This window comes from Amycolatopsis sp. NPDC102522 (genome assembly GCF_055584485.1).
Genome location: NZ_JBVJLY010000012.1, coordinates 1 through 16,637, shown reverse-complemented (window position 1 = coordinate 16,637; position 16,637 = coordinate 1). Strand labels below are relative to the sequence as shown.

14 protein-coding genes are annotated in these 16,637 nt (G+C 69.1%); 7 read left to right on the top strand and 7 right to left on the bottom strand.

All coding sequences use genetic code 11. The features are described from left to right. Positions 1-36 precede the first annotated feature (36 nt). The 3 genes from ACZ6YV_RS26120 to ACZ6YV_RS26110 form a co-directional block, all read right to left on the bottom strand. Complete coding sequence (locus tag ACZ6YV_RS26120) at positions 37-780, bottom strand: maleylpyruvate isomerase family mycothiol-dependent enzyme (RefSeq protein ID WP_465512118.1); 744 nt, start codon at positions 778-780, stop codon at positions 37-39. Positions 781-834: 54 nt separating this feature from the next. Next, positions 835-1,245, bottom strand: coding sequence for a nucleoside-diphosphate kinase (gene ndk / locus ACZ6YV_RS26115; RefSeq protein ID WP_465512117.1), 411 nt, complete (start codon positions 1,243-1,245; stop codon positions 835-837). A 64-nt stretch (positions 1,246-1,309) separates the two neighbouring features. After that, the gene (locus tag ACZ6YV_RS26110; protein ID WP_465512265.1) at positions 1,310-1,657 is read right to left on the bottom strand and encodes a winged helix-turn-helix transcriptional regulator; all 348 of its coding nucleotides are present in this window, start codon (positions 1,655-1,657) and stop codon (positions 1,310-1,312) included. Positions 1,658-1,769: 112 nt separating this feature from the next. On the opposite strand from ACZ6YV_RS26110, the gene ACZ6YV_RS26105 reads away from it, so the two are divergent. Then, the gene (locus ACZ6YV_RS26105; protein WP_465512116.1) at positions 1,770-2,630 is read left to right on the top strand and encodes an NAD(P)-dependent oxidoreductase; all 861 of its coding nucleotides are present in this window, start codon (positions 1,770-1,772) and stop codon (positions 2,628-2,630) included. Here the strand turns inward: ACZ6YV_RS26105 and ACZ6YV_RS26100 are convergent, their stop codons facing one another. The 3 genes from ACZ6YV_RS26100 to folC form a co-directional block, all read right to left on the bottom strand. Then, positions 2,631-4,187, bottom strand: coding sequence for an alkaline phosphatase D family protein (locus ACZ6YV_RS26100; protein ID WP_465512115.1), 1,557 nt, complete (start codon positions 4,185-4,187; stop codon positions 2,631-2,633). 98 nt (positions 4,188-4,285) lie between these two features. Then, a complete protein-coding gene (locus ACZ6YV_RS26095) occupies positions 4,286-4,681 on the bottom strand; it encodes a DUF4233 domain-containing protein (RefSeq protein ID WP_465512114.1) in 396 nt (131 codons plus the stop codon). Further along, positions 4,678-6,354 carry a bifunctional tetrahydrofolate synthase/dihydrofolate synthase gene (gene folC / locus ACZ6YV_RS26090; RefSeq protein WP_465512113.1) on the bottom strand — a complete coding sequence of 559 codons (1,677 nt, stop codon included), beginning with the start codon at positions 6,352-6,354 and terminating at the stop codon, positions 4,678-4,680. The genes ACZ6YV_RS26095 and folC overlap by 4 nt, the downstream gene beginning before the upstream one ends. Before the next feature lie 72 nt (positions 6,355-6,426). On the opposite strand from folC, the gene ACZ6YV_RS26085 reads away from it, so the two are divergent. Together ACZ6YV_RS26085 and ACZ6YV_RS26080 are read left to right on the top strand one after the other, a co-directional pair. Next, the gene (locus tag ACZ6YV_RS26085) at positions 6,427-7,056 is read left to right on the top strand and encodes a class I SAM-dependent methyltransferase (protein WP_465512112.1); all 630 of its coding nucleotides are present in this window, start codon (positions 6,427-6,429) and stop codon (positions 7,054-7,056) included. A 106-nt stretch (positions 7,057-7,162) separates the two neighbouring features. Continuing rightward, positions 7,163-8,038, top strand: a complete 876-nt coding sequence (locus tag ACZ6YV_RS26080) for an SGNH/GDSL hydrolase family protein (RefSeq protein WP_465512111.1) — start codon at positions 7,163-7,165, stop codon at positions 8,036-8,038. A gap of 60 nt (positions 8,039-8,098) precedes the next feature. Here the strand turns inward: ACZ6YV_RS26080 and ACZ6YV_RS26075 are convergent, their stop codons facing one another. Then, positions 8,099-10,732 carry a valine--tRNA ligase gene (locus ACZ6YV_RS26075; RefSeq protein WP_465512110.1) on the bottom strand — a complete coding sequence of 878 codons (2,634 nt, stop codon included), beginning with the start codon at positions 10,730-10,732 and terminating at the stop codon, positions 8,099-8,101. 119 nt (positions 10,733-10,851) lie between these two features. Here ACZ6YV_RS26075 and ACZ6YV_RS26070 point away from each other — a divergent pair, with 119 nt between their 5' ends. The 4 genes from ACZ6YV_RS26070 to ACZ6YV_RS26055 all read left to right on the top strand — a co-directional run bounded on the left by ACZ6YV_RS26070 (position 10,852) and on the right by ACZ6YV_RS26055 (position 16,470). Continuing rightward, a complete protein-coding gene (locus ACZ6YV_RS26070; RefSeq protein WP_465512109.1) occupies positions 10,852-11,829 on the top strand; it encodes a hypothetical protein in 978 nt (325 codons plus the stop codon). A gap of 30 nt (positions 11,830-11,859) precedes the next feature. Then, positions 11,860-12,204 (top strand): hypothetical protein, encoded by a 345-nt coding sequence (locus tag ACZ6YV_RS26065; protein ID WP_465512108.1) that lies wholly within the window; start codon positions 11,860-11,862, stop codon positions 12,202-12,204. 357 nt (positions 12,205-12,561) lie between these two features. Continuing rightward, positions 12,562-14,868, top strand: a complete 2,307-nt coding sequence (locus ACZ6YV_RS26060) for an FdhF/YdeP family oxidoreductase (protein WP_465512107.1) — start codon at positions 12,562-12,564, stop codon at positions 14,866-14,868. A 36-nt stretch (positions 14,869-14,904) separates the two neighbouring features. After that, positions 14,905-16,470: an SMI1/KNR4 family protein gene (locus ACZ6YV_RS26055; protein WP_465512106.1), complete on the top strand. Its 1,566-nt coding sequence runs from the start codon at positions 14,905-14,907 to the stop codon at positions 16,468-16,470. The last annotated feature ends 167 nt before the right edge of the window (positions 16,471-16,637 follow it).

Genomic DNA, 16,637 nt, shown 5'->3' with positions numbered 1-16,637 from the left:
GGTGAACGTGAACCGAACGGCGTAGGGCGCCGAAGCTCAGGGAGTGAAAGGCCCGGCGAGGAAAGCCTCCGCCGCCGCGACGTCGCCGGTGATCTCGAGACCCGACTCGGCGAGCCCGACCCGTTGCCACAGCAGCAAGTCCAGCCCTTCCGCGGGCCCTTCGACAACGGCGCCTGCCGCCTCGGAGGGGTCTGCCTGCCGCGAGCCGGGAACGTCGTTTTCGCCCGGCGGTGTGATCAACCAGGCGTGTCCGGTGTCGGATGTCTTCAGCAGCAACGGAACGGTGACCGCGGGCGGGGTGTGCCAGCGTTTCACCTTCGGCAGCATGCCGATGAGGACCTCGTCCACGCCGTCGGCGGCGACGAACGGGTCGAGGGTGTGTTCGGTCCCTGCCGCGCGATGCGCGTCGAGCAGATGCACCGCGGTCTCGTGGACCTGGCGGCGGAACCAGAAAGCCTTGATCTTGGGGGCGGCGGTGAAGTTCCAGGCGCTGTCTTCCGGCGAAGCCTCGCGCATCGCCTCGACGAGGCCGTCCGCGCATTCGGCGTACCAGGCGGCGAGATCCGCGCCCGGTTCGACGGCGAAGTCCTGCGGGGCGGGTTCGCCGGTCCGGGCGATCTCCGTCGCCCAGCGGTGGACGTTGCCGAGGTGGACGATCAGGTCACGCAGCCGCCAGTCGCCGCAGCACGGCACGGGCGCGGCGTGGTCACCGGTGCGCGCCACCTGCGCGAAACCGGTGGTGAGCTCTCTCAGTCGTGCCAGGTACTCGTCCGGTGTCATCACGGCCCCCCGATTCGTGAACGGCGCGGCGATCCCGCGCCGTCCACGAGTCTGTCAGACCTCGGGGAACCAGAGCTTGAGCTCGCGCTCGGCCGACTCCGGCGAGTCCGAACCGTGCACCAGGTTGTACTGGGTCTCCAGGGCGAAGTCGCCGCGCAGGGTGCCCGGGATGGCCTTCTCGACCGGGTCGGTGCCGCCGGCGAGCTGGCGGAAGGCGGCGATGGCGCGCGGGCCCTCGACGGCGATCGCGACCAGCGGGCCCGAGGTGATGAACTCGAGGAGGTCGCCGAAGAACGGGCGCTCCTTGTGCTCGGCGTAGTGCTCCTCGGCGACCGAGCGCTCGGCGGTGCGCAGTTCGAGGGCGACGAGCTTCAGGCCCTTGCGCTCGATGCGAGCGATGACCTCGCCGACGAGGCCGCGCGCGACGCCATCGGGCTTGACGAGGACCAGCGTGCGTTCAGTCACGGCGGTATATCTCCTTGGGTGGGTTTCGTGCTATTCGCCCGGAGCCTACTGGGTGGTTCGCCGCTCACTTCACGTCGGACCAGGGAATGGCCTCGATGCGCTCCATGTGCTCCTCGCCCCACGCCCCGAGCACGGCCATCGCGGTGTTCAGCGAATGACCGAACTCGGTCAGCGAGTACTCCACCTTCGGCGGGACCTGGTGGTACACCTCGCGATGGAGCAGCCCCGTGGCCTCCATCTCGCGCAAGTGCAGGATCAGCACCCGTTCACTGATTCCGGGCACCGCGCGCCGCAACTCCCCGAAGCGCACCGGCCCGTCCTGGAGGGCGAACAGGATGAGCCCTTTCCATTTCCCGCCCATGACGGCGATCGCGGCGTCGAGGCCGCAGGTGAACGTGCGGTTCTTGGTCATCGTCACACTTACCTCTTTGTCAGTACCCGGCAAAATAGTAGGTACTTGATCAAAGGTACGCGACGCCCCAGCATGAAGTCATTCCGAAGGTTTCCTTTGACTGGAGCGAAAAATGCCGAAAACAGCGGTGACCGTCCTGGGGCTCGGATCGATGGGCTCCGCCCTGGCGGAGGCTTTCCTCGCGGCCGGGCATCCGACCACGGTGTGGAACAGGACGGCTTCGAAGGCCGATCCCCTTGTCGCACGCGGAGCACGCCGAGCCGGAACGGCCGAGGACGCGGTGCGCGCGAGCCCGTTGGTCATCGTCTGCCTGACCACCTACGAGGACACGCGCGCGGTACTGGAACCGGCTTCGCTGACGGGACGGGCCCTGGTCACCTTGAACACCGGCTCACCGGCGGGAGCGCGCCGGATGGCCGAGTGGGCGACGGGCCGGGGCGCGCGGTTCCTCGACGGCGCGGTCAAGAACATCCCGTCGGCCGTCGGCGCGCCGGACACCTTGCTGTACTACGGCGGCGACAAGGCGGTCTTCGAGGAACACGTGGACACGTTGCGCGTACTGGGCGGCGACACCGTCCACCTCGGCGAGGAGACCGACCTCGCGGCGGTGTACGAAATGGCCGTCGGCGGCACCCTGTTGCCCGCGCTGGTCGGGTTCTTCCAGGGTGCCGCCCTGCTGCGGTCACGCGGGCTCGAAGCCGAAACGCTGCTGCCGTACGCGACCAAGTGGTTCGAGATGATCATCTCGGCACTTCCGATGTACACCAAGGAAATCGACAACCGCGACTACTCCGCTCCCGCCGCGTCGGTGGACATCTTCCACGCCGGCGCCGCCGCCGACCTCGAACTGGCAGAGGAAGGCGTCGACGTCGACTGGCAACGTCCGATGCACGACCTCGTACGGCGAGCGGCCGAGGCCGGGCACGGGGACCGCAGCATCGCGATCCTGACGGAACTGCTCAGCCGGCCTTGATCATCGTTGGGGCTGCAGGGTCTTCGACCACAGCGAAGCGCCCGTCACGTCCCGCAGATCGACCGTGAGCGCGCCACTGCGGCCGTCGATGTTCACCTCGCCGAAATGCTGGAAGCCATCGGCGGGCGAGGTGTTCGCGGCGGGCGGCGCGTGCACGAACACCGCCTCCGGTCCGAAGGTCGGGTCGAGCGTGTTCGGACCGAACGCGCCGGCGTTGAGCGGACCGGAGACGAACTCCCAGAACGGGTCGAAGTCGGTGAAGGAAGCGCGATCCGGCGAGTAGTGGTGCGCCGCGGTGTAGTGCACGTCGGCGGTCAGCCAGACGACGTTGCGCACCCGGCGCCGCGAGATCTCCCGCAGCACCCAGGCCAGTTCGGTCTCACGGCCGCCGGGCGCGCCGGGCAGGCCGTTCGCGACCCCCTCGATGCCCTTGCCGTCCGGGACGGTGAGGCCGATCGGGAGGTCGGCCTGGACGATCTTCCAGGTGGCCGTGCTGCGGTCGAGCGCGTCGACGAGCCAGCGCGCCTGCCGGTCGCCGAGGATGCGGCCCGGTTTGGTCTGGTCCGCGGTGTTGGCGTCCTTGTAGGTCCGCATGTCCAGCACGAAGACCTCGGCGCGGGAGCCGTACCGGAAGTTGCGGTGGACGCGGCCGTCGACGGCCTGGCGCCGGTCGATCGGGTGCCATTCGTGGAACGCCTGGAACGCGCGCGCGGCGAGCACGTCGACGCGCTTCTCGGTGTATTCGGGGCGGTCGTTGAGGATCTCACCCGGGCACCAGTTGTTGACGACTTCGTGATCGTCCCACTGGACGTAGGCGGGCACGTTCGCGGTGAAGCGCTTGAGGTTATCGTCGAGGAGGTTGTAGGCGAACTGGCCGCGGTACTCGTCGAGCGTCTCGGCGACCTTCGACTTCTCCGGGGTGACGATGTTGCGCCACACGCGTCCGCCCGGGAGCGCGACGGTCTCGGTGAGCGGCGCGTCGGCGTACACCGTGTCCCCACAGTGGAGGAACAGGTCCGGACGGCGGTCGGCCATCGCGCGGTAGATGGTCATGCCGCCGCGTTCGGGGTTGATGCCCCAGTTCTGCCCGGCGACGTCACCGGACCACAGCAGACGGACGTCCGAGCGGCCGAGCGGGGCGGTGGCGAACCGGCCGGTGACGGCCTCGCTGCAGCTGCGGCCGTCGAGGGATTCGGCGGTCACGCGGTAGTGGACCTCGGTCCCCGGCAGCAGGCCGGCGACGCGGACCTTGCCGGTACCGCCGGTCTCCGGGCTCATCACCGGCCCGCGCACGCGGCGCGCGTGCCGGAACGAGGGATCCCTGGAGACCTCCACGATCAGCCGCGAAGGCTTGTCGGCGCGCGACCAGACGATGCCGGAGCCGGGGGTGACGTCGCCGGACTGGACACCGTGGGTGAGCACCGGGCGGTCACGGCGGATCAGCGGGACGGGGTTCGCGGTCGCGGTTCCGGGGAGGAGCAGGCCGCCCGCGATGGCCCCGGCGCCGGTGAGACCGGCTTTGAGCAGCGTGCGGCGATTGTGGTGGGAAGCGGTCATGGCGCGGTTCTATCCCGCGGTCACGGCCGGTGGGCCAACGGCGGTTGACCTGGTGATGAACGAACGGACGGTAGCCGACTCAACCCGTTCGGCCGGGGCTACTGAGCCTGTTGCTGGCTCGGCAGGGTCCCGGCCGCCATCCGCCGGGCCACGTCCCGCCGCAGCCACAGGAGCCACAGCCAGAACCCGAGGAAGATCACCCCGAGGATCGCCACGGCGGGCAGCGCGACGAAGAACGCGATCAGCGCGACCTGCAGGACGAGCACGGCGGGCACCGCCCACGGCTTCTTCAGGAAACCGCACAGCACGATCAGCACGATCGCGATCACGATCATCGACCAGCCCGTGACGGTGCCGACCCCGCCGCCGAGTTTCGCCACCACCGGCAGCGCGAGCGCGACGGTGATGCCCTCCATGATCAGGGAACCGGCCATCACGCCGCGGAAGGACTTCATCGGGTCCTTGGCGGGCGGCTTCGGGGTCACGTCGGTCACGCCGGCTCCTTACCGAACAGGGTCCTGGCCTCGCCCGCGGTGACGACCGAGCCGGTGACCAGCACGCCTCCGCCCGCCAGGGGCTCCTCGGGGTCGTCGCTCTGCTCGACGAGGCCGATGGCGGTTTCGATCGCGGCGTCCAAGCTGGGCTCGGCCACGACGCGGTCTTCGCCGAAGATCGAGATGGCGATGTCGTTGAGTTCGTCGAGCGGCATCGCGCGCGGGGACGAGTTCTTGGTGACGACGATCTCGGAGACGACCGGTTCGAGGGCGTCCAGGATGCCCCGGGCGTCCTTCTCGGCCATCACGCCGACCACGGCGGCGAGGCGGCGGAAGGCGAACTCCTCGGCGACGGTGGTGGCGAGTGCCTTGGCGCCGTGCGGGTTGTGCGCGGCGTCGAGCAGCACGGTCGGCGCGGCGCGGACGCGTTCCAGCCTGCCGGGGGTCTCGACCTCGGCGAAGGCTTCACGGACGGCTTCGACGACCAGCTGCTTGTCCTTGCCCGCGCCGAAGAAGGCTTCGACGGCGGCCAGCGCGAGCGCGGCGTTGGCCGCCTGGTGCGCGCCGTGCAGCGGCAGGAAGATCTCGTCGTAGACCCCGCCGAGGCCCTGCAGCTTCAGCATCTGCCCACCGACGGCGATCTCGCGTTCCAGCACGCCGAACTCGTTGCCGGCGCGGGCGACGGCCGCGTCGACCTCGACGGCGCGTTCCAGCAGGATCTTCTGCACTTCGGGTTCCTGCTCGGCGATGACAGCGACGCTGCCGGGCTTGATGATCCCGGCCTTCTCCACCGCGGCCTTGGCCGGATCGCCGCCGAAGTACTCGACGTGGTCGACGCCGATCGGCGTGATGACGGCGACGTCGCCGTCCACGACGTTGGTGGCGTCCCAGGAGCCGCCGAGACCGGTTTCGATGACGGCGGCCTCGACGGGCGCGTCGGCGAAGGCCGCGAAGGCCATCCCGGTGAGCACCTCGAACTTGCTCATCGGTACCGCGTCGGGCCCGCCGGCGTTGTCCACCATGGTCACGTACGGCGCGACGTCGCGGTACAGGTCGACGTACGCGGCGGCGGAGACGGGGACGCCGTCCAGCGCGATCCGCTCGGTGACCAGCTGCAGATGGGGGCTCGTGTATCGGCCGACACGCAGGCCCATGCGGGTCAGCAGCGCGTCGATCATCCGGGTGGTCGAGCCCTTGCCGTTGGTCCCGGCGACGTGCAGCACCGGGTAGCCGCGGTGCGGTTCACCCATGAGGTTGACCAGGGCCGCGATCCGGGCGAGGGACGGCTCGATCTTGGTCTCGGGCCAGCGCAGGTTCAGCTCGGCCTCGACGGCGAGCAGTTCGCGGCGCGCCTGCTGCCCGTCGGGGTCGCCCGCGGCGAGCTCGTCACCCTGATCGTCCAGCTCGTGCAGTTCCACGTCCTCCGGTACGACGAGGTCCGGCACGGGGCCGAGCGCGAGGTTGTCCCCCAGCTGCCCGATCCCGCCGATCCCGCCGCCTGCCCCGCCGCCGGCCTGGTACGCGGCGTCGGGTGCGTCCAGATCCGGGTCGGTGTCGTCGGACGGATCGTGGGCACGTGCCCCCAATTCGTCGACGCCGGCGAAACTGTCCAGATCTGCCAGGTCCGGGGATTCCGCGAATTCTTCGGAATCCCGGCCGTCACCACGCGGCACGAACTCTCCTCTTAAAGCCTTGCTCCCTGTCGGACCGAGTCTACGTGCGGCTTTTGCTGGCACTCTCGACGCATGGGGTTCAACCACAACGACCACTACCACCCGCTGCTGCTCGACCAGCTGCCTCCCGGCCCGGGAGTGGCGCTGGACGTGGGCTGCGGCAGCGGGCGGTTCGCCCGGCGGCTCGCGGCGACCGGGATGCACGTCGAGGCGATCGACAGGTCCGGCCCGATGATCGACCTCGCCCGCGCGGCCGGCTCGCCCGGTCCCGGCACGATCTCGTACCGGCAGGCCGACGTCGCGGGCGAGAAGCTGCCGGACGGGGCGTACGACTTCATCTCCTGCCTCGCTTCGCTCCACCATGTGCCGTTCGACACGGTCACGAGGCTGCGGGAGGCGCTGGTCCCCGGCGGTGTGCTGGCCGTGCTCGGTCTCGGCAGGCCCAGCACGGCCGCCGACTACGCACGCGCCCTCGTGGCCTCGCCGGTCAACGCGCTGGCCAGGGTCATCGTGTACGCGGGCGAGCGGCTCAACGGCGGGATCGATCCGCTGCCGACGGCACCCGTCCACGAGAGCTTCCCGCCGATGAACCGGATCCGGCGCGACGCGGCCCGGCTGCTGCCGGGGAGCAAGGTCCGGAACCTGCTCTTCTACCGCTTTCTCCTGGTCTACCGCAGACCGGAAGGTGATCACCCGATGTGACACCCCAAGCGGGTGAACCCGGCGCTCGACCACCCGATCGGCGGCGCCGACCGGTGCGGATGCGGTTCATTTTTGAGAGGCCATCCAGTCGGAGATCGGGGTCCAAATGCGCTTCAGACGCGTCCTGTTCGCGGCCGTATCGACCGTCGTCCTGCTGATCGCCTCCACCACGGCGGCCACCGCCGCCGGGCGGTCCTACCGGAATTACGTCGCGCTGGGTGATTCCTACACTTCCGGACCACTCATCCCGCTCCCCCGCCTCGACCCGCTCTTCTGCGGCAAATCGACACAGAACTACCCGTCGCTCCTCGCCGCGGCGCTGCGGGTCCGCTCCTTCACCGACATCAGCTGCGGCGGCGCCGACACCGGCGACATGACCGAGCGGCAGAGCGTGATCCTCGGCAGCAACCCGCCTCAGTTCAGCGCCCTGCGCGCGAACACCGACCTGGTCACCGTCGGGATCGGCGGCAACGACTACGGCGTCTTCGGCACGCTTGTCGGCACCTGCCCGTCCCTGCGCGCGAGTGACCCCGCCGGGAACCCGTGCCAGGACGAGTTCACCGTCGGCGGCGTCGACACCATGAAGGCCAAGATCGCCGAAACCGGCAAGAACGTCGAGAAGGTGCTGGCCGGGATCCACGCCCGCTCGCCGCGCGCCGACGTGCTCGTCATCGGCTACCCGCGGATCGCGCCGGAATCCGGCTACTGCCCGAAGATCCTGCCGTTCGCCGAGGGCGACTACGCCTGGCTCAACGACGTCGAGAAGGCGTTGAACTCGGCGATCGAGAAGGCGGTCAACGCCGACGGCAAGGCGTCCTTTGTGGACACGTTCGGTCCGTCCGCCGGGCACGACGCGTGCGCGCCGAAGGGGGCCGCGTGGATCAACGGGCAGCACACGAAACTGCTCGCCGCGGCGGCTTACCACCCGTACCGCACCGGGATGGCGGGCGTAGCCGGAGTGATCCTGCGCCACCTCCGCTGAATGTTATGAATGGGACTTTCATCGCAAATTTTGCCATGAAAGTCCCATTCATAACACGCGTCAGGAGGCGGGAAGGGCGGCCAACCGGGCGTTGATGCGCTCGATGTCGGCGGCCGCGGTCTCCTTGCGGGCCCGGATCTTGCCGATCACCGGCTCCGGCGCCTTGTCGATGAAGGCCTGGTTCCCGAGCTTGGCTTCGGCCTGCGCCAGTTCCTTCTCCGCCGCGCCGAGGTCCTTCTGCAGACGCTTGCGCTCCGCGGCGACGTCGATCGTGCCGGACAGGTCCAGCTCGACGGTGACGACACCGGCCGACAGCCCGACCTCGATCGACGCGCTCGGCGCGAAGCCGTCTTCGGGCTGCGTGAGCCGGACCAGCGAGCGGATCGGCTCGTCGTGCCCGGTGATCTCGGCGAACCCGTCGCCGGACAGCCGCGCGGCCACCTTCTGGCTGGGCTTGAGGCCCTGGTCCGCGCGGAACCGGCGGACCTCGGTGACCAGTTTCTGCACGTCCGCGATCCGCTTGTCGGCGACTCCGTCGGCGTAGGAGCCGTCCGCCACCGGCCACGGGGCGATCACCAGCGACTCGCGGCCGGTCAGCGCCGTCCACAGCTTCTCGGTGATGAACGGGATGAACGGGTGCAGCAGCTTCAGCACCGTGTCGAACACGTGCCCGAGCACCGCGCGCGTCGCCGTCACCCGGGCCTCGTCACCCTGGAAGACCTGGACCTTCGACAGCTCCAGGTACCAGTCGCACAGCTCGGTCCAGGTGAACTGGTAGAGCAGGTCCGTGGCCTTCGCGAACTGGTAGTCCGCCAGGTAGCCGGTGACGTCGGTGACGACGCTGTCGAGCCTGCCGAGGATCCAGCGGTCGGCCTCGGTGAGCTCGGCCGCGGCGGGCAGCGTGGCGTTCGCGTCCGCGCCGTTCATCATGGCGAACTTGGTGGCGTTCCAGAGCTTCGTGGTGAAGTTCCGGGAGCCCGCGACCCACTCCTCGCCGATCGGCACGTCGGTGCCCGGGTTGGCGCCGCGGGTGAGGGTGAAGCGCAGCGCGTCGGTGCCGTAGCGGTCCATCCACTCGATGGGGTCGACGCCGTTGCCCGCGGTCTTCGACATCTTCTTGCCGAACTGGTCGCGGACCATGCCGTGCAGCGCGATGGTCTTGAACGGCGCCTCGCCGGTGGCGTAGAGGCCGAACATCATCATCCGCACGACCCAGAAGAACAGGATGTCGTAGCCGGTGACCAGCACCGACGTCGGATAGAACTTGTTCAGGTCCGGGGTCTTCTCCGGCCAGCCGAGGGTGGAGAACGGCCACAGGCCCGAGGAGAACCAGGTGTCGAGGACGTCCGGGTCCTGGGTCCAGCCCTCGCCCGAAGGCGGCTCCTCGTCCGGTCCGACGCAGACGACCTCGTCGTTCGGGCCGTACCAGACCGGGATGCGGTGGCCCCACCACAGCTGACGCGAGATGCACCAGTCGTGCAGGTTGTCGACCCAGTCGAAGTAGCGCTTCTCCATCTCCTGCGGATGGACGTTCACCCGGCCGTCGCGCACCGCGTCGCCGGCGGCCTTCGCGAGCGGGCCGACCTTGACGAACCACTGCAGCGAAAGCCGCGGCTCGATCGGCTCCTTCGAGCGCTCCGAGTGTCCGACGCTGTGCAGGTACGGACGCTTCTCCGCGACGATGCGGCCCTGCTCGCGCAGCTTCTCCCGCACCGCGACACGGGCCTCGAAACGGTCCATGCCGTCGAACTCGGTGCCGGTGCCGTCGATGCGGCCCTGCTCGTCCATGATCGTGATCATCGGCAGGTCGTGCCGCTGGCCGATCTCGAAGTCGTTCGGGTCGTGCGCGGGGGTCACCTTGACCGCGCCGGTGCCGAACTCCGGGTCGACGTGCTTGTCCGCGACGATCGGGATCTTGCGCCCGGTCAGCGGCAGCTCGACCTCGGTGCCGATGAGGTGCGTGTAGCGCTCGTCATCCGGGTGGACCGCGACGGCGGTGTCGCCGAGCATCGTCTCCATCCGGGTGGTGGCCACGACGATCGCGTTCTCGCCGTCGCCGTAGCGCATCGAGACGAGTTCGCCTTCGACCTCTTCGTGTTTCACCTCGGCGTCGGACAGCACCGACCGCAGCTCCGGCGACCAGTTGACCAGCCGCTCGGCGCGGTAGATCAGGCCGTCGTCGAAGAGCTTCTTGAAGATCGTGTTGACGGCCTTGGACAGGCCGTCGTCCATGGTGAACCGCTCGCGGGACCAGTCGACGCCCTCGCCGAGGCGCTTCATCTGGGCGAGGATCTTGCCGCCGTGCTCGTTCTTCCACTGCCAGACGCGCTCGACGAAGGCCTCACGGCCGAGCTCGCGGCGGCTGGTGCCCTCGGCGCGGAGCTGCTTCTCGACCAGCGCGTGGACGGCGATGCTCGCGTGGTCCATGCCCGGCAGGTACAGCGTCTCGTCGCCGAGCATGCGGTGGTAGCGGGTACTGGCGTCGATCAGGGTGTGCTCGAACGCGTGCCCGATGTGCAGCGAACCGGTCACGTTCGGGGGCGGGATGACTACCGTGAACGGCGGCTTGTCCGACGTGGGGTCGGCCGTGAAGTAGCCGGCGTCTACCCAACGCTGGTAGAGCGAGGCTTCTTCGTCGGCCGGGATCCAGGTACCCGGAAGGTCGGTCTGCTGCGGCTGGGCGTTCTCGGTCACAGTTGACAAGTCTACGAACCTCCGTAAGCCGCTTTTCATCCGCACTGCTCACCGGCCGTAACGCTCGCCGTTCCCCACCGATGAGGATTTGTCGTGAAGCACTGGGGAGGGGCTCGTTCATGGAAGACCGCCGGTTGGAGACGCATCCGGATCTGATGAATCCGGACTGGCAGAAACACGCCGAACGCGACGCCTGGCTCGGCACGAAGAAGGACCTCAAGAAACAGCGGAAGCGGAGGGCGCGCCGCGGTTTCCGGGTGTCCGGCGGTCCCGTCCTGGTCGTGGCGCTGATCGCGCTCGTGGCCACGGCGGTCGTCGTGCACCAGGTGCAGGGACGCGGTGTCAACGACGTCCCCGGCTTCGGGCAGCCCGCGAAAGCGGCCCCGGTGTCCGGCGGGGTCGACCTCAACCGGCCTTTCGACCACACTCCCGCCGCGACGTGGGCGGAGGGGGTCGCCGGGATCGCCGTGCCGCCTGGGCAGGCCGTCGGCGGCTTCACCGCGCAAGAGGTCGACGTGGCGTATCGGACGGTGAGGGAAGCCATCGCGGCCGCGCGACTCGGCTCCCGGGCCTTGCAGAACGCGGACGGCTCGGAACTGCTCGCCCTGCTGACCCCGAACGAACGCGTCCGTCTCGAACCGACGCTCAAGAGCCCGCTGACCGTCGAAAAGGGCAAATACCTGACCCTCATCGGGCCGAACCGGCTGCTGCAGGTGAGTCCGCGCATGACCGGCTCTCTCACGGCGAAGCCCGGCGACAAGGGTGAGCTGATCGTTCACGCGAGCTACGCGACCGCCTACGCCTTCGACGCGCTTCCGAGCGAGGCGCGGTCACCGGCGGACATCGTCCCGTTCCTCCGCGACGAGCAGGACTACGTGATCCGCAAGGCGCCGCCGTTCGAGAAGGCCGACGCCGGGCTCAGTTTCGGGGAAGGCGCGGGCTACCACTCGAACATGGCCTGTGACGCGATCAAGACCGGCATCCTCGCACCCCAGTACGCTGACAAGAGCAAACCCGTCGACGGTGCGATCGCGGTCGACGAAGCCGACACCTACGACCCGGCGAAACCTTTGCCGTCGACGGGTAACTGCGGGTAGCCGGCCGACCCCTGGGGATTGAGGACCGAGATGGACGAAGAGGACCGACGGATCGAGACCCATCCGGACTTGGTCGACCCGAGCTGGCAGAAGCACGCCGAGCTGGACGCCTGGCTGGGTGCGAAGAAGGAACTCAAGAAGAAGCGGCGCAAGCAGCGGCGCGCGGCCGGTGCCGCCGGTGCCTCCGGTTTCGGTGGTGGCGGCTACCGCGAGCCGGGGTCGAACCGGTGGCCCGGGATCGCCGCGATCGCCGGCCTGATCGTGCTGGTCGTGGCCGCGGTGACGGTGAACGCGGTGCAGGAACGCGGCGTCAACGAGACGCCGTGGTTCCCGTTGGACGAATCGCAGATCACCCGGCTCGTCACCGACGCCTGACCGGGCCGGCTGAGCGTCGCTCGCCGGGCGGGTGTCTTCACGGACTTGCGGATCGCCACATGCGCACCACGCGCACCAGCCGCGAGTGAAGGACCCCTCCCCCAGGTACGTGAAGGACTCCTTCATTGCGCTAGGCGCAATGAAGGAGTCCTTCACGTACCTGAAAGCGGCCAACGACCCGGAACCGGGCAGGTCCAGGGCCTCGCGAGTGGCAAAGAGGGTTAGAGCACGAATCGCCACTCACGACCACCCCTGCCGACGCCCCACCGCCCGTCACAGCCCGCACGAGGAGACGCCCGACGGCGAGCCGGGCACCCCTCGGTCGCGCAAGGAAGCGCCAAGGCGCACGATGGGGTCATGACCCGCGAAGCACCCGCGAACGACGTTGACGAGACACAGCTCGAGGTCGGGAAACCGAAGAGCTGGGCGGCCGGGATCCCCGGGGTCGCCGTCTCCCTGATGCGCGGCATGGAGCAGATGGGCGCCGCGCGCACGGTGAAGACGCTGCGCCTGCTGAACCAGCGCGACGGCTTCGACTGTCCCGGTTGCGCCTGGCCGGAGCCGCGCGAGGTCGACGGCGAGCACCGCAAGCTCGCGGAGTTCTGTGAAAACGGCGCGAAAGCCGTCGCCGAGGAGGCCACGAAGCGCCGGGTCGGCCGCGAGTTCTTCGCCGAGCACTCCATCCATGAGCTCGCGGACAAGACGGACTACTGGCTCGGCCAGCAGGGCCGCATCACCGAGCCGTTCGTGCTGCGCGAGGGCGCCTCGCACTACGAACCGATCTCCTGGGACGACGCCTTCACCCTGGTCGCGGACGAGCTTCGCGCGCTGCAGGACCCGAACGAGGCGATCTTCTACACCTCCGGGCGCACCAGCAACGAGGCCGCGTTCCTCTACCAGCTCCTCGTGCGCTCCTACGGCACCAACAACCTCCCGGACTGCTCCAACATGTGCCACGAGTCGTCCGGGGCGGCGCTCGCGGCGACGACCGGGATCGGCAAGGGTTCGGTGACGCTCGCCGACATCCACCAGGCGGACCTGATCGTGGTGGTCGGCCAGAACCCCGGCACCAACCATCCGCGCATGCTGTCCGCGCTGGAAGAGGCCAAGGGCAACGGCGCGAAGATCATGGCGGTCAACCCGCTGCCCGAGGCCGGCCTGATGCGGTTCAAGAACCCGCAGAACGTCCGCGGCGTGGTCGGCAAGGGGACCCCGCTGGCCGACGAGTTCGCGCAGATCCGGCTCGGCGGCGACCTGGCGCTGTTCCAGGCGATCGGACATCTCCTCTTGCAGTGGGAGCAGGAGACGCCCGGCACGATCGTCGACCGCGCGTTCGTCGAGTCGTCCACCGAGGGGTTCGAGGACTACGCGAAGCATCTGCGGGAGATCGACTGGATCGAGGTCGCCGCGGCGACCGGGCTGCCGCGTGAGCAGATCGAGCGGCTGGCGCGGATGATCGCGACGTCGCGGCGGACCATCTACTGCTGGGCGATGGGCCTGACCCAGCACAAGCACGCGGTGCAGACGATCTCCGAAGTCGCGAACCTGGCGCTGATGCGCGGCATGATCGGCGAACCGGGCGCGGGCCTGTGCCCGGTTCGCGGGCACTCCAACGTCCAGGGCGACCGGACGATGGGCATCTGGGAGAAGATGCCGGAGTCCTTCATGGACAGTCTCGACGACGAATTCGGCATCAAGGTGCCGCGTGAGCACGGCTACGACACCGTCGCCGCGATCCGCGCGATGCGGGACGGGAAGGGCAAGGTCTTCTTCGCCGTCGGCGGTAACTTCGCCTCCGCGACCCCGGACACGGAGCTGACCGAGAAGGCGCTCAAGTCGTGCTCACTGACGGCGCACGTGTCGACGAAGCTCAACCGCTCGCACGTCGTCCCCGGCAAGACCGCGCTGATCCTGCCCACCCTCGGCCGCACCGAACGCGACACCCAGTCGGGCGGCGACCAGTTCGTCACCGTCGAGGATTCGATGTCGCAGGTGCACACCTCACGAGGCAGGCTGGCCCCGGCCAGTGAGCGGCTGCTTTCCGAGGTCGCGATCATCTGCCATCTCGCGGAAGCGCTGTTCGGTGCCGGGCATCCGGTGCCGTGGCGGGACTTCCACGGCGACTACGACCTCGTCCGCGACCGGATCGCGCGCGTCGTCCCCGGCTGCCACGACTACAACGCGCGGGTCCGCGAGCCCGACGGGTTCGTCCTCCCGAACGCGCCGCGCGATTCCCGGCAGTTCAACGGAACCGCCAACGGCAAGGCCAACTTCACCGTCTCCGGACTCGAGTATCCGCAGGTGCCCGAGGGCAGGCTGCTGTTGCAGACGATGCGCAGCCACGACCAGTACAACACCACGATCTACGGCCTTTCCGACCGTTACCGCGGGATCGAGGACGCCCGGCGCGTGGTGCTGGTCAACCCGGACGACCTGGTCTCGCTCGGCCTGGCCGACGGCGCGATGGTCGACCTGGTCTCGGAGTGGCGGGACGGCGACCGCCGGGCCCCGAACTTCCGGGTGGTCTCCTATCCGACGGCACAAGGCTGCGCGGCGGCGTACTTCCCCGAGGCGAACGCCTTGGTGCCGCTGGATTCGGTGGCGGACAAGTCGAACACCCCGGTGTCGAAGGCGGTCGTGGTGCGGTTGGAGCCGGTGTCCTGACCGGTTTTGTCGGACCCTCCCGCTAGGTTCACGCCCATGGAACCTGGGGACATCGCCCGCGAGATGGCGAGCCTTCTGTGGGAAAGCACGCGTTCGGTCGAGTTCACGAGCGCCGTGCTGCGGATCCACAACACCGGCGGCGGGCTCTCCATCCAGGCGGAGACGAAGAGCGGCCGTCACCTGAGCCCCGACATGGCGGGGCTCTCGAAGCTGTTCCGGTCCTTGCCTTCGTCGATCTACGAGGTCCGGCTGAGCCACGCCGGGGAGTACGCCTTCCTCGCGACGCCGGACGTCGGCACGACGTCCCCGGCCTGGCTCGTGTTCGACGACGGCTTCCGCTATCCGGGGCATCCGATGCCAGGTCTCCCGCTGCCCGAGCGCTCCCGGCCGACAGGTGCGCCGACCGACCCGGCCGTGCTCGCGCGGATCACCGGCCTCGCCACGGAATTCGCCGGGCTGTACGGGAAGATCAAGGGACACGCGCCGGATTGGGAGCCCGGCCACACGGAGGCCGAGCTCGCCGACGCCGAGGAACGGATAGGCGCGCGGCTGCCCGAGGATCTCCGCGCGCTGTTCCGGGTGACGAGCTGGGACAACGAATCGGGGCTGCTGGGCCGGTACGCCCACGATCCGCTCCCGTTGCTCGTCGAGCGCTACCTCGACGGCGATCCCGGTTCCTACGGCTGGGAAGATCCCGTCTCCGAGGAGGGCGTGGTCTTCGAGTCCTCGCCCGCGGGCCGGGTGAAACGCTTGTCCCGCAACGACTGGTGGATCACCTTCGGCAGCGATCACGCCGGCGATTTCGTCGCCGTCGACCTCGATCCGGCGGAAGCCGGTGACAGCGGCCAGATTCTCGAATACGGACGCAACGTCTGGGGTCCCCTCCGGTACGTCGCGGCCTCGATCACCGCGATGATGGAAGAAGTCATCCGTGCGCTGAAAGCGGACGAGTACGACAACGACGAGCCCGAGTCGCCCTATCTCGTCGCCGACGCCTCCTTCCACGACGAGTCCGCCCGCGCCCACGACCAGGTGCTGAGCGGGACGACGGACCTCGGCGAGGTCGGCGATCCGGAACTCGTCCAGGAGCTGTACCTCAACGACCCGGGTTCGGTGGACCTGGCGGCGCTGAACCCGCTGTCGTCGTTGCGTCATCTGCGAGTCAACCGCGCCGATTCCGTCGTCGCGGACTTCTCCGGGTTCCCGCTGCTCGAAGCGGCGAGCATCGAAACCTCGAAGGTGGATCTCACCAGGCTCGCCGTGCACCCCGCCCTGTGGAGTCTTTCGCTCGCCGGGGTGAAGCACCCGATCGACTTCGGCCCGCTGGCCGGGTTGCCGGGGTTGCTCAGGCTGGGCCTGGCCGGTCTCGACGTGCCCGAGCTGGAACGCGTCGGCGAGCTGTCCTCGCTGCGTGTGCTCACCTTGGACGACGGGCAGGTCCGGCGGCTGCTGGACGCCGGGGTCACGCTGCCTTCGCTGGCCGCGATCGAGATCACCGGCGGGGCCCCGCTCGCGGAGATCGTGCGGTTGCGCCGAAGGCTGCGTCCGGACGGCCCCGCGCCGGAGGTGATCGAGGCTTCGGGCACGCTGGCCGCACCTTAGGCTGCCCCCTTGGCGGTGCCGGGCGAGGCCGGGCCGGGTCCACCGTGAAACGCGACCCGTTCACGGAAAGGCGGCGGATTCATGCGGTCGTCGCAACATGCTCTATTTAGGACAGTAGCATGTTGAGTTTCTCTTGGGGTGTAAGCCATTCCAGTGTTTTGCGGGGG